At 49.0% G+C, this 21,802-nt stretch carries 23 protein-coding genes; 18 read left to right on the top strand and 5 right to left on the bottom strand.

What is annotated here, in order from left to right; translation table 11 throughout:
- Window positions 1–45 precede the first annotated feature (45 nt).
- The 3 genes from BUC22_RS17620 to BUC22_RS17610 all read right to left on the bottom strand — a co-directional run bounded on the left by BUC22_RS17620 (window position 46) and on the right by BUC22_RS17610 (window position 2,440).
- Entirely contained in the window at window positions 46–1,110 is a 1,065-nt protein-coding gene (locus BUC22_RS17620; protein ID WP_013382544.1) for a YkvI family membrane protein, read from the bottom strand.
- Window positions 1,111–1,203: 93 nt separating this feature from the next.
- On the bottom strand, window positions 1,204–1,968 hold the full coding sequence (locus BUC22_RS17615; RefSeq protein WP_227162948.1) for a triose-phosphate isomerase: 765 nt from the start codon (window positions 1,966–1,968) through the stop codon (window positions 1,204–1,206).
- 22 nt (window positions 1,969–1,990) lie between these two features.
- The gene (locus BUC22_RS17610; protein WP_013382542.1) at window positions 1,991–2,440 is read right to left on the bottom strand and encodes an RpiB/LacA/LacB family sugar-phosphate isomerase; all 450 of its coding nucleotides are present in this window, start codon (window positions 2,438–2,440) and stop codon (window positions 1,991–1,993) included.
- Between the two features lie 199 nt (window positions 2,441–2,639).
- Here BUC22_RS17610 and BUC22_RS17605 point away from each other — a divergent pair, with 199 nt between their 5' ends.
- The 9 genes from BUC22_RS17605 (at window position 2,640) to BUC22_RS17565 (ending at window position 11,115) form a co-directional block, all read left to right on the top strand.
- Window positions 2,640–4,655, top strand: coding sequence for a sigma 54-interacting transcriptional regulator (locus tag BUC22_RS17605; protein ID WP_013382541.1), 2,016 nt, complete (start codon window positions 2,640–2,642; stop codon window positions 4,653–4,655).
- 126 nt (window positions 4,656–4,781) lie between these two features.
- Window positions 4,782–5,180, top strand: coding sequence for a dihydroxyacetone kinase phosphoryl donor subunit DhaM (gene dhaM / locus BUC22_RS17600; RefSeq protein WP_013382540.1), 399 nt, complete (start codon window positions 4,782–4,784; stop codon window positions 5,178–5,180).
- Window positions 5,181–5,228: 48 nt separating this feature from the next.
- Window positions 5,229–6,245, top strand: coding sequence for a dihydroxyacetone kinase subunit DhaK (locus tag BUC22_RS17595; protein WP_013382539.1), 1,017 nt, complete (start codon window positions 5,229–5,231; stop codon window positions 6,243–6,245).
- Window positions 6,246–6,401: 156 nt separating this feature from the next.
- A complete protein-coding gene (gene dhaL / locus BUC22_RS17590) occupies window positions 6,402–7,049 on the top strand; it encodes a dihydroxyacetone kinase subunit DhaL (protein WP_013382538.1) in 648 nt (215 codons plus the stop codon).
- Window positions 7,050–7,245: 196 nt separating this feature from the next.
- Window positions 7,246–8,190 (top strand): alpha/beta hydrolase, encoded by a 945-nt coding sequence (locus BUC22_RS17585; protein ID WP_013382537.1) that lies wholly within the window; start codon window positions 7,246–7,248, stop codon window positions 8,188–8,190.
- A 46-nt stretch (window positions 8,191–8,236) separates the two neighbouring features.
- Window positions 8,237–8,674 (top strand): hypothetical protein, encoded by a 438-nt coding sequence (locus BUC22_RS17580; protein WP_013382536.1) that lies wholly within the window; start codon window positions 8,237–8,239, stop codon window positions 8,672–8,674.
- 148 nt (window positions 8,675–8,822) lie between these two features.
- Window positions 8,823–9,638, top strand: a complete 816-nt coding sequence (locus BUC22_RS17575; RefSeq protein ID WP_013382535.1) for an amino acid ABC transporter substrate-binding protein — start codon at window positions 8,823–8,825, stop codon at window positions 9,636–9,638.
- Between the two features lie 58 nt (window positions 9,639–9,696).
- Window positions 9,697–10,353, top strand: a complete 657-nt coding sequence (locus BUC22_RS17570; RefSeq protein WP_013382534.1) for an amino acid ABC transporter permease — start codon at window positions 9,697–9,699, stop codon at window positions 10,351–10,353.
- Between the two features lie 9 nt (window positions 10,354–10,362).
- Window positions 10,363–11,115, top strand: a complete 753-nt coding sequence (locus tag BUC22_RS17565; RefSeq protein ID WP_013382533.1) for an amino acid ABC transporter ATP-binding protein — start codon at window positions 10,363–10,365, stop codon at window positions 11,113–11,115.
- A gap of 83 nt (window positions 11,116–11,198) precedes the next feature.
- Here the strand turns inward: BUC22_RS17565 and BUC22_RS17560 are convergent, their stop codons facing one another.
- Entirely contained in the window at window positions 11,199–11,849 is a 651-nt protein-coding gene (locus tag BUC22_RS17560; RefSeq protein ID WP_013382532.1) for a TetR/AcrR family transcriptional regulator, read from the bottom strand.
- Between the two features lie 327 nt (window positions 11,850–12,176).
- On the opposite strand from BUC22_RS17560, the gene BUC22_RS17555 reads away from it, so the two are divergent.
- From BUC22_RS17555 to BUC22_RS17535, 7 genes are all read left to right on the top strand, one after another.
- On the top strand, window positions 12,177–13,316 hold the full coding sequence (locus BUC22_RS17555; RefSeq protein ID WP_013382531.1) for a uroporphyrinogen decarboxylase family protein: 1,140 nt from the start codon (window positions 12,177–12,179) through the stop codon (window positions 13,314–13,316).
- Between the two features lie 10 nt (window positions 13,317–13,326).
- Window positions 13,327–13,476 carry a hypothetical protein gene (locus BUC22_RS21960; protein ID WP_013382530.1) on the top strand — a complete coding sequence of 50 codons (150 nt, stop codon included), beginning with the start codon at window positions 13,327–13,329 and terminating at the stop codon, window positions 13,474–13,476.
- 254 nt (window positions 13,477–13,730) lie between these two features.
- A complete protein-coding gene (locus BUC22_RS17550) occupies window positions 13,731–14,885 on the top strand; it encodes a uroporphyrinogen decarboxylase family protein (protein WP_041689949.1) in 1,155 nt (384 codons plus the stop codon).
- Window positions 14,886–14,906: 21 nt separating this feature from the next.
- Entirely contained in the window at window positions 14,907–15,041 is a 135-nt protein-coding gene (locus BUC22_RS22490) for a hypothetical protein (protein ID WP_013382527.1), read from the top strand.
- 76 nt (window positions 15,042–15,117) lie between these two features.
- Window positions 15,118–16,536, top strand: coding sequence for an MFS transporter (locus BUC22_RS17545; protein ID WP_073383295.1), 1,419 nt, complete (start codon window positions 15,118–15,120; stop codon window positions 16,534–16,536).
- Window positions 16,537–16,620: 84 nt separating this feature from the next.
- Window positions 16,621–18,012: an SLC13 family permease gene (locus BUC22_RS17540; RefSeq protein WP_073383293.1), complete on the top strand. Its 1,392-nt coding sequence runs from the start codon at window positions 16,621–16,623 to the stop codon at window positions 18,010–18,012.
- Window positions 18,013–18,325: 313 nt separating this feature from the next.
- The gene (locus BUC22_RS17535; protein ID WP_013382523.1) at window positions 18,326–19,528 is read left to right on the top strand and encodes an MFS transporter; all 1,203 of its coding nucleotides are present in this window, start codon (window positions 18,326–18,328) and stop codon (window positions 19,526–19,528) included.
- Window positions 19,529–19,669: 141 nt separating this feature from the next.
- Here BUC22_RS17535 and BUC22_RS17530 read toward each other — a convergent pair whose 3' ends face one another.
- On the bottom strand, window positions 19,670–20,317 hold the full coding sequence (locus BUC22_RS17530; protein ID WP_013382522.1) for a TetR/AcrR family transcriptional regulator: 648 nt from the start codon (window positions 20,315–20,317) through the stop codon (window positions 19,670–19,672).
- A gap of 136 nt (window positions 20,318–20,453) precedes the next feature.
- On the opposite strand from BUC22_RS17530, the gene BUC22_RS17525 reads away from it, so the two are divergent.
- Both BUC22_RS17525 and BUC22_RS21955 read left to right on the top strand, forming a co-directional pair.
- Window positions 20,454–21,599 (top strand): uroporphyrinogen decarboxylase family protein, encoded by a 1,146-nt coding sequence (locus BUC22_RS17525; RefSeq protein ID WP_013382521.1) that lies wholly within the window; start codon window positions 20,454–20,456, stop codon window positions 21,597–21,599.
- 10 nt (window positions 21,600–21,609) lie between these two features.
- Window positions 21,610–21,756 carry a hypothetical protein gene (locus tag BUC22_RS21955; protein ID WP_013382520.1) on the top strand — a complete coding sequence of 49 codons (147 nt, stop codon included), beginning with the start codon at window positions 21,610–21,612 and terminating at the stop codon, window positions 21,754–21,756.
- Window positions 21,757–21,802 lie beyond the last annotated feature (46 nt).

The following is a 21,802-nucleotide window of genomic DNA, read 5'->3' as shown; positions in this document are numbered from 1 at the left end:
AAAAAAGCGGAAAAGCCAAAGCCAGGCTTTTCCGCTTTGCGTGTGTTAATGGTTTGTTTTTTCCTTTTTGCGCACTGACCAGTAATGAAGTCCAACGCTCGCCAGCGCCAGCAGGCCAAAGTATCCAAACAGGGGAAAAAGGGTGGCGATAAGATTTTTGAACCCGGCGATACTCCCGAGCGTAGCGGCAGCCATGATGACAACCAGTAATCCCTTTCCATGAATCGGGCCGATTTTGCGCACCCGTGTGGACACCGCGTATAGGCAGGAAAGGCCAGAACCAAACATGCCACAAAGCAGAAGGAGGGCGTAGAGGATGCCCAGCGCCGGATGGATAGCCGAAGCAAGGGTGAGCATCGGCAGGCTGGACTCCTGAACGAGCGGTAAATGCAGGGCGATGGGAACCAGAACGCACAATGCAATGACGAACAGCAGGAGCGAGCCACAGAGTATTCCCTGGGTAATAGCGCGATCCGATTCCACCGAGGGGGCGATGGGGGTAAGGACAGAAATGGCCACCAGCAGATTGTAAGAGACAAAGGTCAGGGCAGCGATAAACCAGTTGCCAACCAGTGGGTTGCTTCCAGATACAGGCGATGTGGCAAGCGGAGAAAGCTCCAGGTTAAAAAAGGACATAAGACCGACCAGCAGGCCCACCGCTACCATAAAGGGCACCACAAAACCAAAGGCTGAGACCATGCCGCGGGCGCCGGTCGTGCCGGCCACGGCGAGCAGAAGCCCCATGAAAATGCTGCCTGCAAAAGCGGGAAAGCCCCAGAGCTGTTCGAGGAGCGCGCCGGCGCCAGCGACCACGACCATGACAACCGTAAACATAAAGAACAGGGTAAAGCCACCGAAGATCAGGCGCAGAACCGGGTGGTAGCCCCGGACCACCAGCTTCTCAAAATCCCGGATGCCGGTGCGGTGAGAAATACGCATGATCATACAGCCAAAGATGAAAAACACAAATACGGCTACAGCCATGCCCGCAATGCCATAGCCGCCGAACACGCCGAAAAACTGATAGATTTCCTGTCCAGAGACAAAGCTTGCTCCCAGATAAATGCCGATAAAAGTCATCATGACCTGACGCGTGGTAATTTTTTTCATGGCCCCTCCCCTTTAAAGATAATTAAAGGGATTATATCATATTTTTCGCATTGTTTGTGTTTAAAACAACAAAAAAGCCCCGAAGGGCTTTTTTTATGCTAAGGTTTCGTGTAAAGATTTCATGATGGCTTCGAAAGAGTCCGGCTGCCAGGCGCTTCTGCCGATGAACAGGCCGTTGACGTTTTCGAAGGGCGCATACTGTCTGGCGTTGTCAATGTTGACACTGCCGCCGAACAGCAGCGGAATGCCGCGTCCGGCTTCGCCGTAAAGCTCAACCGTGACGTCCCGCAAATGGTTGTGGATGTCGTTCACCAGTGGTGCCTCTGCAGGAATTCCGTTGACGCCGATGGCCCAGACGGGCTCATAGGCAACCCAGAATTTGCCGATGGCATCTGCAGGCACATCGTGCAGGGCAATCTTCAGCTGACGGGCCAGCACTTCCTTAGACACACCGTATTTTTTGTCCTGCATGCTGTCACCGATGCAGACGAGCGGCGTAAAGCCGTGCTTTAAGGCTGCAAGGGTTTTGAGGTTGACGGTGTAGTCTGTTTCATTAAAGTACTGGCGGCGTTCGCTATGGCCGATTTCCAGGATGTCCACGCCGATTTCCTTTAGCTGGGTTGGAGAAATCTCTCCGGTAAACTGTCCGGCGTCCTCATAGTGCACATTTTGGGCGCCCAGTTTTAATGTGGATTTTTTAGAGTCGATGAGCTCACGGATTTTCCAAAGCTGGACATAGGGCGGAATGATGAAAAATTCAAATTCCGGATACTTTGAAATAATGTCCGTCAGCGCGTCCGTATAAGACAGTCCCTCAGCGGTTGTCTTATTCATTTTCCAGTTTGTTCCTAAAAACATTTTTTTCATGCTGGAACCTGGATTATTTCATGTAAGTTTTTTCGAGCTCGCGCATGCGTTCTACTTTCTTGGTAGAACCGCCGCCGGCAAATTCACTCTTCATGTAAGCGTCAACGATCATTTTGCCAAGCTCAACACCGATGCAGCGCGCACCCATGGTGATAATATTGGCATCGTTGGATTTTGCCAGGCGTTCTGCGGCAAAGGTATCGTGGCAGGTGCCAGCGAAAGCGCCTGGTACCTTGTTTGCCATCATGGCAACGCCAAGGCCGGTACCACAGATGATGATTCCTCTGTCATAGGTTTTGTCTGCTACTTTTTCAGCCAGATTAAAAGCAATGTCCGGGTAATCGCAGTCATGGTCAGCAGAATATTTTAAGTCCGTAATATCGTAACCTTCGCTTTTTAAATGTTCGTAGATCGCATCCTTGAAATCAAAAGCAGCATCATCACAATCAATTGCAATTCTCATTTGTAAATCCTCCTGGAATTTTATTAGTTTCTTTAAGTCTATTATGCCATATTTTTAATTATTTGCATAGCGGAAATTAATTTCTAAACTAAATACAAAGTTTTATTAAGGTTACAGGAACACGACAAAATAAACACTGGAAAAAAGCATAAAAACAGGATAGAATGAATGCAATTGGAAAGAGAAGGAGGGACGCAGCTTGCGAACACAAAAAACAGTGACCATCGGCTACGAGAAGGGTATTCATACCCGGGTGGCCGCGATGGTGGTTCAGAAAACAACAGAGCTTGAGGAGCGTTTTGGATGTCGCCTGTACATCAAGCGGGTGGATCACGCTCTGATCGTCCCCTGTAATTCTGTACTGCCGCTGGTGGGGATGAAGCTGAAAAAGGGCGAGCAGATTGAGCTCTTCGGCGACGGCACACGGAGCGAACAGGCCGTGTCTTCACTGGCTGAGTTCATGGATGGCGCCGGTGTGGTGGATCAGGATGAGGTTGACAACATTATTCAGAAGAATACCCTGACCAGCGAAAAGATTTTTGAGAGCATCCACAATGGCCTCATTGTCATGGACGGCGCGGGGCGCATCACGATTTTTAACGCGGCCGCTGAGGCCATGACTGGCATCGACGCTGAGCAGGCCATCGGCCGTCTGGTGGACGACCTGATCCCTGGCTTCGGCGCAGTAGAATTGATTACAACCGGCAGGGAAAAGCTGGGTGTGAAGGAAACCATTAACGGCAACTGGGTTATCAGCGATAAAAGCCCGGTGGTGGTGGAAAACAGTAATGTGGGCGCTGTGGCTGTGCTTCAGGACATCACCCAGATCGAGGCATTGTCCTGGGAGCTGAGCAGCGTAAAGGAACTGGAGGGAAAGCTCATCAGTATTCTGGAGGCTGTGTATGATGGTATCTGCCTGGTGGACAAGGATCACAGGATCACCTATGCCAACGACGCTTTCACTGGTATTTTGAAAAAGAGAGTGTCCGAGCTTACTGAACAGAGTATCAGCATTTTGTTTTCCGGGGAAAAAATCCCCAATGGTTTTTTTAACGGACAGAGCGGTACCGTCATCACCAATGCTGATGGAAGGGAATTCATGTTGGATGTCCGCCCTATCGCCGTTGACGGCGCAGTTAGCGGCAACGCCATCGTGGCGCGTGAACTGACTGAGATCACCAAGCTGGCGGCCAAGGTGGAGGAGCTTTCTGCTAAAACGGTCATGCTCGAAAAGGAACTGGAAAAGCGGGAGGATATTGGCACCTCCTTTGAAAAGATCATCGGCAAGAGCGGTGTGCTTTTAGAAGCCCTGTCCCTTGCCTCTAAGGCGTCGAAAACCGACGCCACGGTGCTTATCCGGGGTGAGAGCGGCACCGGCAAGGAGCTGGTCGCCAAGGCCATTCACAATGCAAGCACTCGGAAAGATGCGGCCTTTGTGAGCATGAACTGCGCGGCCATCCCAGCCGACCTTCTGGAGGCCGAGCTTTTTGGCTATGAGAAGGGCGCCTTTACGGGAGCCGTGCGCATGAAGCCGGGGAAATTTGAACTGGCCGACGGCGGCACCATTTTCCTGGACGAGATCGGAGATATGGACCGCGCCATGCAGGCCAAGCTGCTGCGTGTGCTTCAGGAACAGGAGGTTGAGCGGGTCGGCGGACTTGCGCCTGTCAAGATTAATGTGCGGGTTATCGCAGCCACCAACGCGCCCCTTGAGAAATTAATGGAAAATAACAGCTTCCGCAAGGATTTATATTACCGTTTGAATGTTATTTCGGTCATTTTGCCGCCTTTGCGGCAAAGAAAAGGTGATATTCCCTTGCTTGTGGAAGCATTTATTGATAAAATATGTATGCGATACCAATTGCCGCCAAAGCGCATAACAAAGCCTGCGCTTCAGTGCCTGGAGGACTATGTCTTTCCTGGAAATGTCCGCGAGCTGGAGAACATTATCGAGCGTGGGGTTACCCTGAGCGCGGGTGAGTGGATCGGTGTGGACGACCTGCCGTCCTACGTCCGAGCGATTGGGGAAAATATCCCCGGATTTTCGGGCGCTTCGGACGAAAGTGGGGAAAAAATACCCACGTTTGCAGAAATGGAGCGGGATCTTATCGCTTCAGCCCTGTCTAAATATAAAAGTTTCAGAAAAGCCGGAGAGGCCCTTGGCCTTGACCACAAGACGGTTTCAGCCAAAGCTAAGAAATATGGGTTAACATAAAAATAAGCGTTAATATAAGTTTTGGCACGCATCTTGCGTTATATAATCAGCGTGCCTATTTGGCAGTGCCCAGCAGGCGCGAAAGAAGCTTCATGGCTAAGTGAATCAAATTTTAGGAGGATATTTATGGCAGGTACAGGTGTTGTAATCGTTTCTCACAGCGCAAAGCTGGCAGAAGGTTTGGCAGAAATTGTCGAAGAAATGAATGATGGTAGTGTAAAGGTAATCGCGGCAGGCGGTGCTGACGGCGGAAGAATCGGAACCAGCGCGATTAAGATTCAGGACGCCATCGAGTCCCTGGAGGACTGCAAGAACATTTTGATTTACGCCGATATGGGCAGCTCGATCATCAGTGCGGAAACCGCCATCGATATGCTCGATGATGATCTACAGGAAAGAGTTCATATGGTGGACTGCCCTATCGTGGAGGGTGCTTTCGCTGGTGTGGTACAGGCGACTATCACCGATGACCCGGAAGAAATCATGAATGTGTCCAAATCAGCCAAAGAGCTGTGTAAATGTTAATAACGGGAGTCACCCGTTAAAATAAAGAATTTCAGGAGGAAATTTATCATGACAATGAAACGTTTGATCAACGATCCCTACGACGTAGTGGAAGAAATGGTGGAAGGATATGTCAAAGCGCATGACCGTTATGTAAAAATGTGTGACCTTGAAGAAGCACAGGGCCGTGTCGTTGTGGCAAAAGATGCTGGAACAAAAGACAAAGTTGGTGTTGTTATTGGTGGTGGCTCCGGTCATGAACCGCTGTTCATCGGTTATGTCGGTGAAAATTTTGCAGATGGCGTTGTAATTGGTAATATCAATACTTCTCCTTCTCCGGACCCATGCTATGCAGCCGCTAAAGCAGTTGACAATGGCAAAGGCGTTATCTACTTATATGGTAACTACGCAGGTGACGTTATGAACTTTGACATGGGCGCAGAAAAGGCCGATGAAGAAGACGATATCCGTGTTGAAACCGTTCTGGTAACAGATGACGTTGTTTCCTCAGAAAATATCCCTGACCGTCGTGGTATTGCAGGTGACTTCTTCGTATTCAAGGCTGCCGGCGCAAAAGCTGCTATGGGCGCAGACCTGGACGCTGTTGTTGCTGCTGCTTCAAAATGTAATGACAACACCCGCAGCATGGGCGTTGCAATGTCTTCCGCTACCTTACCATCTAAGGGCGGCCCAATCTTTGACATGGAAGACGGCGACATGGAAATCGGTATGGGTATCCACGGCGAACCTGGTGTCAGAAGAGGCAAGATCGAACCGGCTGACGCAGTTATTGACGAAATCATGGACCCAATCCTGAAAGACCTGCCATACGAAGCTGGCGATGAAGTTTATGTACTGGTTAACAGCTTAGGCGCAACGCCAGTTCTTGACTTACATATCTGCTACAGACGCGTTGCCCAGATCCTGGAAGAAAAAGGCATCAAGGTTCACAGAGCTTTAGTTGGTCCTTTCGCATGCTCCATGGATATGGCTGGTATGTCCGTTACCTTATGTAAACTGGATGACGAACTGAAAGAATTATTAGACTACCCATGTGACACACCTTACTTCACACAGGTAAAATAATAAGACGTTAACGCATTAAGAGAATAAATTTTAACCGTGTCTCGGGCCCTTTGCGGGGTCCGGGATTCTTTACTTCACAAAGTACGTCCTGTCCTATGTCCCTATCGATAGGACAGGGCGCATTTGGTGAAATAAGAACAAAAAGGAGACCATAAAATGAGCGAATATGTTTTAGATAAACAGTATTTTGTAGATGTCATCAAAGATCTGATCAAACTGGCGGAGGACCGCAAGGAATACTTTACCGAGCTGGACTCTGCCATCGGCGACGGCGACCACGGTATGAACCTGTCCATCGGCTTCAGAGAAGTTGATAAAAACCTGGACGAATGGCAGAAGGAAAGCGTAAACGGCTTTTACAAAAAAGTCGGCACCGCGCTGCTCGACAAGGTTGGCGGTTCCTCCGGACCGTTATACGGCAGCTTTTTCATGAAATTTGGCCTGCCGGTCAAGACAAAGGGCCCGGATGATGGCGTAACCTTTGAAGAATTCATCGAAATGATGGAAACCGGCGTCAACATTATTAAAAAACGTGGGAAATCCACTACTGGTGAAAAAACAATGCTGGATACCTTAGTACCAGCTGTAGAAACCTTAAAATCCGCCTATGAAGGCGGCGCAGCTCCGAAGGAAGCCATGGCGAAGGCAGTAGAAGCCGGCAAGGACGGCCTGGAATCGACCCGCAACATCGTTGCAACCAAGGGTAGAGCCATGCGTCTCGGCGAACGTGCCATCGGCCATCTGGACCCGGGTGCTGCATCCTCCGCAGAAATTCTGGAAGTATTCTACAACCATATGCCGTAAGAGAACGAAAAAGCAGACAGGTGCGCCGCGAAACAGGCGCACCTGTTTTTTTATATTATTTCGAAAATGCAGATGCTGGAAAGAGAAGAATCATTTTGTTGCTTTGTAAAAGATAGAAAAATTTTAAGGATTATGATATGCTAAACAAAGATACAATGTCAAGCAGATTACTTCTTTGCTGGATGGGAGAAAGGCTATGAAGGTGTTGAAAAATTTTTTAAAAATATTAGCAGTATTTTTTGGAACACTGTCTGTCTTAATTTTTGTTCTCGCTGCATATAACCAGATTGGGCTGAAAGTTGAGGCGGACAGGCTTTCTCCACCAGGCCAGATGGTGAATATGGGGGGGCATAAAATCCATGTGTATACAGAAGGTAAAAGCCAGAATGCTCCGACACTTGTGCTTTTATCCGGTTCAGCTACTGTTGCGCCTGTGTATGATTTTAAGCCATTGTATAAGCAGCTTTCTGATGAATACAAAATAGCGGTTGTTGAAAAAGCAGGCTACGGCTATTCTGATATTTTTGAAGTTAAACGTGATGTCAATGTAATGGTTAATGAGGTTAGAACAGCTTTAAGAAAGGCCGGTGTGAATCCACCATATGTCTTACTACCGCATTCGATGTCTGGGCTAGAAGCAATATACTGGAGCCAGCAATTTCCCACTGAGGTTTCTGGTATCATAGGGTTGGATATGGCGACGCCCAGCTGTTATGATAATTTTGACTTCAGCAAAGTTGAGAAGATGATTGGACTTGGGCATATGGCGGCAAAACTTGGATTAATAAGAATTCCAGGAGTTTATCCTCTTAACCAAAAGGGTCTTAGCGAGGAGGAAATATACCAGCAAAAGTTGTTGGCGTACCGCAATGCTGTGAATATCGATTATATAGTTGAGGGGAAGACGGTATATGACAATGCTCAGACGGTCAAGAACAATGGTGATATTTCTTGCCCGATCATCATGTTTTCGTCTGATGGAAAAGAGGTGGGCGATTTTTGGATTTCAGCCCAGAAGGAATATGCACAAGCCAATAATGCAGCGATCGAAATTTTTGATTGTGGACACTATCTTCACCACCATAAAAGTAAAGAAATGTCTGTGGTAATCAAATTGTTTATTAAAAAAATTAATGGATGACCTGTTTTTGACATTGATTTAAATAAAAACACGGGAGGAACATTATATGAAAAATACGCTGGCAATCAGTTGCCGGAAATGCGGCTATGAAAAAGATTTTTATCTTGGGGTCGGGCTGCTCCACTTTGGGGAGCCGGACTTTGATTCAGAGTACGCTGTGCTGCCGAGGCTGGTCCGGGATCCGGAGGCGCTGGCCCGGATAAAGCGCATGGTGACCGAGGAGGGAGGCACCCTCATCACTGACTACCGCTATGGCGTTTACCATTGCCCGGCCTGCGGCGCTTTTCACAAGCGCTTTGCCTATGCGGTGGAGAAAGCCGATGGACAGAAAACCATGCCGGAATATATTTGTGAATGCGGTGAAACGCTTGAAGCGGTTGATCCCGACACCATTGACCTGACAGCGTGTATCTGCCCGGAGTGTGGCGAGAAGCAGCTTTACGAGGCGGTTTCAGCCTTCTCGCCCCTAAACGGCGAGGATTGATTGTGAGGAAAAGGCACTCTGAGGCTAATGGCCAATCAATAAGCGCAACAAATAAATAATAAAAAAATATGTATTTTGTAGTAGCATTTTACTGTAATGAAGTGTATAATACAGGTATATGAATACTGTCATTTAAAAGGAGAGAGAAATGAAAAAGAAAAGTATGATGACCTTACTCTTCGTTGCGCTTCTGGCCCTGGCCATGCTGTCAGGCTGCAGCAGTAGCGGCGGAAACGACAACCAGGCAGCAGGAAACAGTGCCAATGACGATGCGACCTTTGTGGTTGGTCTGGACGATTCTTTCCCGCCTATGGGCTTCCGCGATGATCAGAACAACATTGTCGGCTTTGATGTGGACTTAGCCACCGAAGCCGCCAAACGTATGGGAATGGAACCAAAAATGCAGGTAGTCAACTGGGATACCAAAGAGCTTGAACTGGACAGCGGCAACATCGACGCCATCTGGAACGGCCTGTCTGTCACACCGGAACGCGAGGAAGCCATGCTGATGACCAAGCCGTACCTGAAAAACGACCAGGTGATCGTGGTTAAAAAAGACTCTGGCATCACTAAAAAGGCAGACCTTGAAGGTAAGAACGTCGGCCTCCAGAAGGGCTCCTCAGCTTATGACGCCTTTGAAGCGGACGATATCCACACCAAGGTTGCAGGCATGAACGAATACCCTGAAAATGTATCGGCTCTTCAGGATCTGGGCATTGGCCGTATTGATGCAGTCATCGTGGATTCTGTGGTCGCGCGCTACTACATCTCAAGTGAAAACGCCGATTATGTCATCCTTGACGAAAGCCTGTCACCGGAAACCTACGCGGTTGCCGTCAAGAAAGGCAACACCGAATTACAGGGAAAAATTCAGAAAGCCATCGACGACATGGTCGCTGACGGCACTGCGGCTGAAATTTCCAAGAAATGGTTCGGCGAAAATATTTTCTATACAGGAAACTAAATAGTAATGGAGAATGGAAGGTCCTTCCATTCTCCATTTGATAATTACGGGAGATATTATGGATTCAACCTATTTTATGAATGTGCTTACGCCAATGCTCCAGGGGTGTCTGGTGACATTGGCTGTTTTTGCGGTAACGATCATTTCGTCCTTGCCGCTGGGATTTTTGTTTACCCTGATGTCCAGAAGCAGGATTATGGTACTGCGGGGCTTTGCAGAAGTCTATATCTATATCCTCAGAGGGACGCCGCTGCTCTTACAGCTGATGTTTGTCTACTTTGGCCTGCCGCTTTTGCCGGGCGTTGGCAAATTTCTGGTGTTTGACCGCTTTTCGGCTGCCTGCATCGCTTTTGGACTCAACTATGCTGCCTATTTTGCCGAGATTTTCAGAGGCGGGCTCCTGGCCATCGACAAGGGGCAGTATGAGGCGTCTAAGGTGCTGGGGCTGACCAAGTTTGAGACCATGACCCGCGTGGTGATTCCGCAGATGATCAGGGTCTGCCTGCCTTCCATCAGCAATGAGACCATCACGCTGCTCAAGGATACAGCGCTGGTCACCACCATCGGTGTGGCGGAAATTATTCACTATGCCAAAACAGCGGTGAACCGGGACGCCAACCCCTTTGCCTTTGTGGTGGCAGCAGCGATTTATCTGGTCATCAATTTTGTGCTCACCTTTATCTTTAAAAAGCTGGAAAAGAAATATGAATTTTAGGAGACTGCCATGAAAGAAATCATCAATGTATCCAATTTGAACAAGAGCTTTGACACCAATCATGTGCTGAAGGGCATCTCCTTTCAGGTGAACCGGGGCGATGTTGTGGCTGTGATCGGCTCCTCCGGCTCTGGGAAATCGACCCTTTTGCGCTGTCTGATCGACCTTGAAAAGGCCGACAGCGGCACGATCACCATGGAGGGCAAAGACCTGATGAAGGATGGCGTCTACGCCTCACAGAACGAGATCCGGGCAATTATCATGAAAATGGGGATGGTGTTCCAGCATTTTAATCTCTTTCCGCACCTCACCGTCCGCCAGAATCTCGAGCTTGCCCCCAAGGTCGTCAAAAAGGAAAAGGGCGAGGCAATGGATGAGCGCTGTGAAAAGCACCTGGCCCAGGTTGGCCTGCTGGAAAAGATCGACGCCATGCCGTCCACCCTTTCCGGCGGTGAAAAACAGCGTGTGGCCATCGCTCGGGCGCTTATGATGAACCCGGACATTCTGCTCTTTGACGAGCCTACCTCCGCTCTGGACCCAGAGCTGACCGGTGAGGTTCTGAACGTTATGCAGCAGCTGGCCGAGGCACACATGACCATGATCGTGGTAACCCATGAAATGAGCTTTGCCAGAGAGGTCGCCAACAAGATCCTCTTTATGAACGGCGGCATCATTCTGGAGGAGGGCGAGCCCGAGGACATCTTTGAGCACCCGAAAAATGACCGGACAAAGGAATTTTTAAGCAGTATCACGCGCAAATAAGCCATAAAAAATACAGAAAAGTCCAAAATCAAAATGCGTTTTGGACTTTTCTGTATTTTTTGACCCCCGTTCAGGAAAGAATGTCATTTTAAAAGCTGAACGTCTGAGAAATCATGACTTCTGTAAAAAACCAGAGACTGATAGCTGGTTTTATAGATGGCAGCCTCGGGAATGCCGATGCAGCGGGCGGTATTGGTCAGGAGAAAAATACCGAAATCCTCGATGGGCATCTTCAGGCGCTCCTCACAATAAGACAGCAGACATTCGCGGCGGGCCCCGAAGTCAGCAGTCACAATAGCGTCAAACTCGATGGGGCGAATGCGCAGGCTGTAGTCTCTTATAAAATCATGGTAGATCTGGCTGATATTTCCGTGCAGAGAGCTGAAAAGCGTATCGTTCTTAAAAACCTCATAGTAAAAGTTCCGCGTGTGCGGGTCTGATAAAAGGTTGTGATAATAGATCATGGTCAGCCGAAAATGACTCTCAAAGGAATTCCACGGTTCGTATTGTTTTTGGCGAATGGCCGCGTCAAGATTTGTGAAGTAGTCGTCAAACAGACGGCTCACAAAGGTGGCCTTTGTCGCAAAATGGTAGGTCATAGAGCCAAGTGTTGTACCAGAACGGTCAGCGATTTGTTGGATGGTGGTTGCGTCATAGCCCTGCTCGTAAAACAGCTCCTTGGCGCTCGCGAGAATACGCTCCTTCGTCATTTCGCCTTTTGTCATTTTTCGCATAGATGGGCTCCTTATAAAAAAGTTCTAACCCAAATTTTAACATGGATTTTAGGGGAGGACAAGGGATAAACCTGCTGAATTGGGCAGAATTTTGACGTGTCAATGTAAATATTAGCTCGGATTTCAGACCAGGGATTTTATTTTTGAATGAAGCTTTGGAAGTTCAAGTTCTTTATGAAATAACAGTAAATTTCATAAAATTTAATAAAAAATAAATAAAATATTTGACTTTTACTAAAACAAGCCCTATAATACGAATCAATCAAAGGCTTTTTCGGAAAAAGCCCATGAGGCATTAAAAAGCAAGTGAGAGAAAGGGGTAATCAAATGAATCAAAAACAAAAGCGGATTGAAAATATCCGCAAGGTTGTGGCGCTGGAAACACCAGACTATGTGCCGATTGAGCACGTGGTCACGCCGGAGCTGGCAATCGAGTACGCAGGGTATCCTATGTTTGAGGGGCTTTGGGATACCAGCCTCATTATCGACGCGATGGGTAAAGCCATTCCAGCTTATGACGGCGATTTTATCCGCAGCACCTTTTACCGTTCACCGCGGTATTACAGCGCACTGGAAGCCAAATCCTTTGTGCAGAGCAAGGAAGGCTATGTCCAGCACCCGGAGGTGCACGCCATGGAGGACACGGAATACGCAGAGCTGATCGCGGATCCGGCCGCCTTTCTGGCGGGCACATGCCTGCCGCGGCTCTATCAGGTCTTTGACAAGCCTGAGCCTTACCGCGGTATGGCGCTGGCCAGAGGCATGATGACCTTTAACCGGACCTTCGGGCCGTTTAATGCAGCGGTGGGACAGATACTTGCAGATAACGGGCTGCCGCTTATCACTTCCGCATCAGCGGAGGCGCCCTTTGACTTCTTGGCCGATCTGCTCAGGAGCTTTACGGGCATTTCAAAGGATGTACGCCGCCATAAGAGTGAGGTAAAAGAAGCCTGCGAAGCCCTGCTGCCGCTGATGATTCAGAAGGCCTGTGTCGCACCCCCGGCAGTGGACCAGATGGTCTTTATGCCGCTGCACATGCCGCCGTACCTCAGCGAAAAGGTCTTTGGCGAGCTGTGGTGGCCGACCTTTAAAAAAATGGTTGAAGCACTGGTGGAAAGAGGCCATTATCTCTATATTTTCTTTGAGGGCGACTGGACCCGCTATTACGATTATCTGGAGGAGCTGCCTGTCGGACGGATTCTGGGGCGTTTTGAGTACGCAGACCCCAGGATCATCAAGGAGCGCCTTGGTAAGATCATGAGCGTTACGGGCTTTTTCCCTGTGACGACCATTGCCCAGGGGACAAAGGAGGCCTGTATCGATAAGACCAAGGAGCTGATGGATATTCTGGCGCCGGGCGGCGGCTATGCCTTCGGTTTTGACAAGATCACCACATCGGTGCGGGATATTAACCTGGAAAACATTACCGCGGTCAACGCTTATGTCCGTGAGTATGGAAAATACTAGGAGGTGCAGAATGGATACCAATGTAAAAACAGGGCTGTTCCCTTTTGAGGATGTAAAGGAAACCATGTCCCTTGACCCGGAAAGGGAAGCACTTGTGCGCGAAATCTGGGAGGGTGATGAAGCGGCGTTCATGAATTTTGTCGTCGGACTGCTGCAATAGCTTAAGAAAAGAGAAAAAGCACTTTTTTTGAAAAGGGCTGGATACAGCCTTTTTTCAGGAAAAGTGTTATTTTTTACTGTTAAAACAGTAAAAAATAAAATATTTAATAAAAAAATCCTTGACAAAAAATCTGAAAAGGTTTATCATTTCAGTAAACAAAAAGAAATTTACTGAAAAAACAGTAAGCAAAAAGATTATACTAAAAAGTACATTGATCCGGAGCGATGTACTGGTTTTTAAGAGAGGGAATTAAAATGAGTGATGTAAAACAACTGCAAGAGGAAAGAACCCAGCTGTTCAAAGATGTTTATGATGGCAGGCAGCCAAAGCGTGTGCCCATCGAATTGTCTATTACGTGGGACGCGGCCATTCCGTACGCGGGTATGGATATGAAAACAGCCCAGTGGAATCCTGAAACTTTCGAGACTTTTTTCGACAAGGTCTGCGCGGAGTTCCCAACGGATAAAGCGCCCATCGCCCCTACGCTGCGCCCACCTGGATTTTACGAAATCTTAGGCGCGAAGGGCATTATCATGAGCAATACCGGTACCATGCAGCACCCTGAGGTCCACTGCCTGGAAGTAGAAGAATACGATGAATTCATCGCTGACCCTTACAAATGTATGGTTGAAAAGCTGATGCCGCGTCTGTTCGCAGCGCTGGACACAGAACCCATGCGCGCGGCGCTCAACTTTGCCAAGGGCTATAAGGCAAAATGCGATATCGACGCGGCCATGGGCGGCGTCGCGGTGGAAATGACCAACAAGTACGGATTTGCTGCACTGCCAAAGGGCGGTATGACAGAAGCGCCGCTGGACTTCATGGCAGACTTTATCCGTTCCTTCACAGGGATCATCAAGGATATGCGAAGAAACAAGGAGCAGGTTGTGGCAGCGGTTGAGGCCATTTTGCCGCATATGGAAAAAATCGGGATTGTGCCAGCCTCCTCACGCTACGCGAGAACCTTTATTCCGCTGCACATGGCACCGTTCATGAAGGAAAAAGACTTTGCCAAATTCTGGTGGCCGACCTTTGAACAGCTGATGCAGTACCTGTCCGACCACGGCGCAGGCGTCAAGCTGTTTGTTGAGCAAGACTGGATGAAGAAGATTGATTATCTGGCTTCCCTCAAGGACCGCGTCGAAATGCAGTTTGAGTTCGGCGATCCAAAGCTTGCCAAGGAAAAGGTGGGCAAGGAACACATTATTTCTGGTTTCTTCCCGATTACCATGCTCCAGACCGCAACCGAAAAAGAATGTGTGGACAAGGCCAAAGAGCTCATCGACATTCTGGCGCCAGGCGGCGGCTTTATCTTTAACACAGACAAGAGCCTGTACTCACTGGCAGGGCCAATTGCCGACAACCTGAAGGCCGTCATCGAAACCGTCAGAACCTATGGGGTTTACTAAGAATTTAAAGGAGAGAAAATCATGAACAGCGAATACTACACAACCTGGGAAGAATATGTCAAGGAACGCCCTCAATTAGAGGAGATTGCGGAGGCTGAGGTCGTACAGTCCTACGAGGAAGCCATCTACCGCTTTGTGTTCCAGTTGTTTTTATAAAGTTCACTCACGGAAATGTTACGGAGCCGGGTAAGGCCGGCTCCAGCTTCAAAACAGGGGAAAGAGGAGTAAAATTATGAAGCGTATTAACAGTAAGATTAAGAATTTCTTTGGCCTGGGGGACGCCGGATTTTCATTCATGACCACGGTCGAAACGTCATTCTTCCTCATTTTTTTAACAGACGTCGCGAACCTGCCACTGGCCTGGGCGGCTATTATTTCAACCTTGACCGGTGTCTGCGACACGGTTTCCGCCATTGTTGCCGGAGCTATCGTTGATAAATGCAACCTGAAGCACGGTAAATATCGTTCCTGGCTGCTCTACGGACCACCCTTTGTCATTGTCTTTTTCGCACTCCAGTTTACCAAGGTCGGGACGGATCTCACCGCCGCGATTGTCATTTGTTTAGGATTCATCATCAGTCATTTTATCTGGAATATCGCCTGGACCGCTAACCGTTCACTGGTTGGCGCCCTGACCGACGAACCGACCGAGCGCGCCCACTTATCCGGCCGTATCTCAGCAGGCTCCAGTATTGGTAAACTGTTCGCATCGAAACTTGTTCCGCTCATGGCGGTTGCCTTCGCCGGTCTGTTTGGCGGCGGCGCTGTCTGGGGTTATACCTGTACAGCCCTCGTTGGCGCGGCGCTGATGCTTGTTGGTTATTATGTGCACTATTTTATTACAAACGGCTACGACCTGCCAGAGCCAAAGGCAGAAAAAGGAACAGAGCTGGCGACAGTGGAAAAGGTATCGGTGCTGGATATGCTTAAGGGCGTGTTCGCCAACCCGCCGCTGGTAGCCACAGTGTTCTGTGACTTTATCCGTCTCATCGGTTACTATGCGCTCATGGCCTTTGTAGCTTACTATTCAAAGGTTATGTTCCCGGAAAGCTCAGCAGCCGTAACCGGTAATGTTCTGCTGGCCTTTAACCTCGGTACACTGGTCGGCTCCCTGCTCTCCAAGCACGCGGTCGCCAAATTCGGAACAAAGATGTCAACCATCATCGGTATGGCAGGGTGTGTTGTCTTTACGGCCATTGCCTACTTCTTTGCAGGCAGCCAGATTGCCGTGATCGTGCTGATCTTTGTGAGCCAGGTATTCTTTGGCGTGGCTTACGGACTCACCACCAGCCTTTACACCAACTGTGCCACCTACAGCGAGTACAAGACCGGCAAAAACACCAAAGGCTTTATCATGGGTCTGTGCTCATTCTCCATTAAGATGTCCATTGTGCTCAGAGGCCTGGTCATCACGACTGGTCTTGGCATTATCGGCTATTCTGCCGAAGCAGCCATTACGGACAGCCTGGCAGGCGGCGCGACCATCATGTGCTTTATCGTTCCAGCCATCTTTATCGCGGTTGCCATCATCCCGCTGCTGTTCTATAAGCTGGACGACAAGGAAGTCATGGAAATGGACGGCGAAATTGCCCTCCGCAAAAAAGCCGCCATTGAAAAAGCAGAAGCAGACGATCAGGCAGCGGCAGAATAAGTATTCATAGAAAAGTACATAGGAGCTCTCTTTTTTCGGGAGCTCTTTTTTTATACCATCAATAAAATAAGAATGAGGAATAAGATGAAAAAAAGACAGCTTTTGGGCTTGATAGTGAGTATTGCTCTTTTAGTGGCCGTTTTTGTTTTAAAGACGCCCCAGGGCCTGACGGATGAAGGCTTTACCACCATTGGTATCCTGCTGGCGTTCCTGATGCTTCTGGTGACAGAAGCACTTCCCATTGGCGTTATTTGTATTCTCTGCCTTGCGCTGCTGCCCGCACTGGGTGCGGCAGACAGCCTGAAGACCGCGCTCAGCGGCTACACTACGCCGATTCTGTACTTTGTGCTGGTATCCTTTGGCATCTCGGAGGCGGTAGCCAAGGTACCGCTGTCCCGCCGCATACTCATCGGGCTCATGCGGATCTTTGGCAAAAACGTCAAGACGATCCTGCTCGCCATTATGATCTGCGCAGCGGCCATTTCCTCGCTGGTTTCCAATGTGCCTACCACTGCCATTTTCATGGGGATCGGGCTGGGCTTCCTGGAAATCTTTGAGTCAGAGACAGACCGAAAGCGTACCGGAAAGGCCATCATGATCGCCATTCCAGTGTCCAGCATGATCGGCGGCATCATGACGCCTGCGGGCACCTCGCTGAATCTGCTGACCATGGATCTGTTAGACCAGCTGGCAGGCATGAACATTACCTTTGTGCAGTGGATGTTCGTAGGAATTCCCATCGCCGTTGTCCTTCTGCCCATCGCCTGGTTTGCCATCGTCAAGGCTTACAAGCCCGCAGAGGTCGGGCAGGAGAAAATCCAGGCATACCTGGAGACCATTGCAGTGCCGGACAGGATCGAGAAAAAGGAGGCGCTGGTCATTATCATTACACTGGGGATGCTGGTTTTCTGGATTGCGAGCTCCTGGCTCCCGTTTCTGGATGTGACCATCATCGCCCTGTTTGGCTTTGTCTGCTACTTTCTGCCGGGCGTTGAGGTGCTGACCTGGAAAGAATTTGTGAAGAGTGTGAGCTGGGAGGCCTTTTTCCTGGTGGGGACAGTGCTCTGCATTGCCAACTGCATTGTGGCCAACGGCGTGAGCGCCTGGTTTATCGACACCGTGCTGCCCGCCACCCTGAGCCTGCCGACCGCGGGCGTGGTGTTTACCGTGAGCATCATTGTATTTCTGATGTTGCTGGTCATACCGGTGGCACCGGCGCTCATCGCGGTCCTGGCGCCGGCGATGGTCAGTTTTGCGGGCACCACGGGCGTGAGCGCTATTATACTGCTGGTGGCTATGGGGATCTGCGCCAACAACTGCTACCTTTTCCCTTTGGATACGGTGCCGCTCATTACCTATTCCACCAAATACTACACCATGATGGACATGCCGAAATCCACAGCCTTTATCCAGCTGGCGCTGGCGGCGCTGGTAGCAATATGGGTGCCGCTGGCTGGCGGGCTCATGGGCTGGTAGCGCTTTTTAGAAGCCGAAATCCTTTGATTTTGGCTTCTTTTTTGTTTTTTGAATTAAAAAATAATATTATAAAAATAGAATGAATTATAAAATTTAAAAAATCAATAACGACCATACTCTGCCTTAAAAGAACTTAAAAAGCCTTTTAAATAGCTAAAAAATAAAAAAAATATGAAAATTTAAAGGATAAAAATTATAAAAATAATAAAAAATACAAAATTATAGTTGACAAAACAGTTGATAGCGAATACAATAATATTGTAAATTTCATGAGGTTTATAAAATTTGATTGTGAGAAAATTTGGAGGGGAAAATGGAAAAAGCAGCAAAAGAAAGCTCTGGTTTCCGTTGGTTTATGTTATTTATTTTGTTGGCCAGTTTTACTGTCACCTTTATGACGCGGTTTATCTGGTCGCCGCTCATTCCTACCATGAGTAAGGAATTTGGCCTGTCGGCCACCGAGGCAGGGGCTTATATGTCGGCTTTTTACACCGGTTACCTGATCACACAGATTCCGGGCGGTATGCTGGCAGACCGCTTTGGCGTCAAGTTTGTCATGTCCATCTCGCTTTTGATTGGCGGCGTGGCAACCTTCTTCTTGTCTATGATGACAACCTATGAGATGGGCTTTGCCCTGAGGGTGGCGACCGGTCTTGGCGCGGGCTGTATCATGGCCTGCTGCGGAAAAATGATCAGCAAATATTTCAAACCAAACGAGAGAAGTATGGCCTTTGGTATTTTGCTTGTCGGCCCCACAGCCGGATTACTCTTAAGCAATTATCTTGGACCAGTTCTGCTGAGCAGCATGGGCTGGCAGGGCGCTTTCAGAGTGATCGGCATTATCGCCATGATTATTGCCGTTTTAGTTTTTGTTTTGGTTAAAAGCGAAAAGGTGGATAAAAGCCAGATCGCAAAGGTTGGTTTTTTCTCAAGCCTGGGCGATGTTCTGAAAAATAAGGGTGTTGTGCTTGTGGGTCTGGCAGGCTTTGGCCTGATGTGGGTTTCCCTTGGCACCGCGACCTGGGCAAACGCCTATATGGGCTCTCTCGGGATTGAAAGCTCTGTGGCCGGCCAGGTCATGATGCTCTACAGCGCGGGCGGTATTATCGCTTCTGTGGTATCCGGCCTGATCGTTGACAAGTTCCATCTGGACCGCCGTAAATTTATCATGGGCTGTTACCTGGTGCTGATCGTGATGACCATTGTCTTTGGGCTGCAGACCAGCGTGGGCGCTCTGATGCTGACCGGCTTTTTGTTTGGCTTTTTCTCTTACACGGCCAACCCGCATCTCAACGCCATTGTCATTGACTATTCCGGCGCAGCCTTTTCGGCCACGGCCACAGGCTTTACCAATGTCATGTTCCAGCTGGCGTCTCTTATCGGTCCGCTGGTATTCGGCTTCATGTCGGACAGCACTGGCAGCTTCGCGTCGGTCTGGGTCGCCATGGCGGCAGGTCCGCTTCTGGGAATACTGGTCCTGCTGGCAGCCAAAAACGCCAAAAAGGCCGAGGAATAAAAAAACAGCCCGGCGGGCTGCGGTCAATCAAAGAAGTGGCGCGGCTCGAGACTGCGCCTTTTATCCAGATAAGGAAAAAGGTCCGGGCGCTGCGGTAAAAGGCTCCGTCTCTTAAAATTTTGTTGCTTTGGCAGCCCTCCTTCATACAAGGAAGTGAATATCATCGTATTGGATGGTTTTAGCAGTATTGATGCCTTTGTAGAGCATGGTGGTGATGGTGTTCTGGTCGATGCCGAGCAGCCTGGGAAGAACGCCGTTGATGAGAAAAATCACATCATCGGTGGTGTCGTCCAGAGGCTTTTCAAAATAATTCAGGAAATACTCCCGCCGGGCGCCAAAATCGAGGTACAGGAGGTTCTGGAAATCGTGGTCGGAGATCACGACATTGAAGTCCTCCACGTAGCGGCGGTAGGTCTGGGACGCGGTCTTGTTCATAATCCGGTAATTGGAGGTTTTCTTGAGATTTTCATAGTAAAAACGGCGGTTGTTCGCATCGCTGAAGATAATCTCATAATAGATCCAGGACAGAATGGCGTGCCGCAGAATGGAATTGTCCAGACCGTCCTTTGTGGCTTCGGTGATGCGGAGGCTGATCTGGGTGAAAAACTCAGAGTAAATGTGCTGAACAATCTTATCCTTGGTTTTGAAATAATAGGTAAAAAGGCCGATGGGGACCTCAGCGGTGTCCGCAATCTCCTTGATTTTGGTCTTTTCGTAGCCTTTGTCATAGAATAACTGCTTGGCAGTTTGATAGATCATGTTACGGGTTTGAACCCCTTTTTCGTACATAAAGCGGCTCCTTTTCATAAGATGTCTCATTAGAATATCATATTTCCCGGGAAAGAACAAGCTTTATGTCTGCGAATGAATTTAAACAAGATGACAATTTTGGAAAAAAATAATTATAAACATTAAGAGGTGTAAAATGAGTAAATATCAGGAAAGCTTGGAAAGATGCCAGAAGGCAGTCAATCTTGAACAACCGGACCGCATTCCGGTCATCTGTAAGGTCGATCCGACCTTTGCCATCGAGTACGCGGGCTTTGACATGAAGGAAGCCCTCTGGAACGTGGACCGCATCGCGGAGGCCTATTCCAGGGTTTATGAGGACTTTTATTTTGACGGCGGCGGATATATGGGCCGTTTTCCGCTGTTCTACAAAGTCATGCAGTCAAAATCCTTTGTGCCCAACGACAGCAACGGCTATGTGCAGCATCCAGAGGTATCGGGCCTTGAGGCGGAGGAATATGACGAATACATCGCTGATCCCTATAAAACCATTGTCAACAAGGTCGTGCCAAGACTGTACCCGGCGCTGGCGGCAGAAGGTATGGAGGGCGGCCTGAACTGGGCGAGAGCCATCAACGCCAATAACCGCATCATGGGCAAAATTGTGGCAGGCAATAACATGGTGGCTGAAAAATACGGGGTTCCAAACCTGCGGCGCGGTATCACCGAAGCGCCCTTTGACTTTGTGGCAGACCAGCTGCGCGGCTTCAGCGGCGCGTCCATGGATATCCGCCGGCATTCCGAGCAGATTCGCCAGGCGGCTGAGGTTTCAACACCGCTCATGGCTAAGCTTGCCCGTCTGAGCAACCCGACACCGGGCGGCAGCGCCTCCATTTTCATGCCGCTGCACATGCCTTCTTACATGCGCACAAAAGACTTTGAGAAGCTCTACTGGCCAAGCTTTAAAGCGCTTATCGACGAGCTGGTGGGCGAAGGCTACACCATTCAGGTATTCTTTGAAAAGAACTGGACCCGCTATTACGAATTCCTTCAGGATCTGCCAAAGGGCGTTATCGGCTATTTTGAAGAGGATGACCTGGGCGTGGTCAAAGAAAAACTGGGCAAGAAAATGTGTATCATGGGCAATATGCCGCTCAGCATCCTGAGAACCGGCACCGTACAGCAGTGTGTCGATACCGCCAAGGAAATCATTGACAAGGCAGCGCCGAACGGCGGCTACCTCTTTACCACGGATAAATCCCTGCTCACCGTCAAGGACGTTAAGGCAGAAAACTTCCGCGCGGTCAACGAGTTTGTGCACGAATACGGCATTTACAAATAGGAGGAAAATCATGGAAATTAAATCAGAAGCAATTAAATCCTGGGAAGGCCAGGTGGAAAAGGGCATTGAAAAAGAAGAAAACACGGAGATCATGCAATCCTTCTGGGATGAAAATGAGGATTCTGTTTTTCAGTTTGTCATGAGTTTAATGGTTTAAGAGGTTATCAGCAAAAAACGGTACGGTCTTTTGGACCGTACCGTTT

This window comes from Eubacterium callanderi (assembly GCF_900142645.1).
In the GTDB taxonomy this organism is placed as follows: Bacteria; Bacillota; Clostridia; order Eubacteriales; family Eubacteriaceae; genus Eubacterium; species Eubacterium callanderi.
The sequence above is the reverse complement of the archived record's forward strand: the minus strand, read 5'-3'. Positions and strand labels throughout refer to the sequence as shown.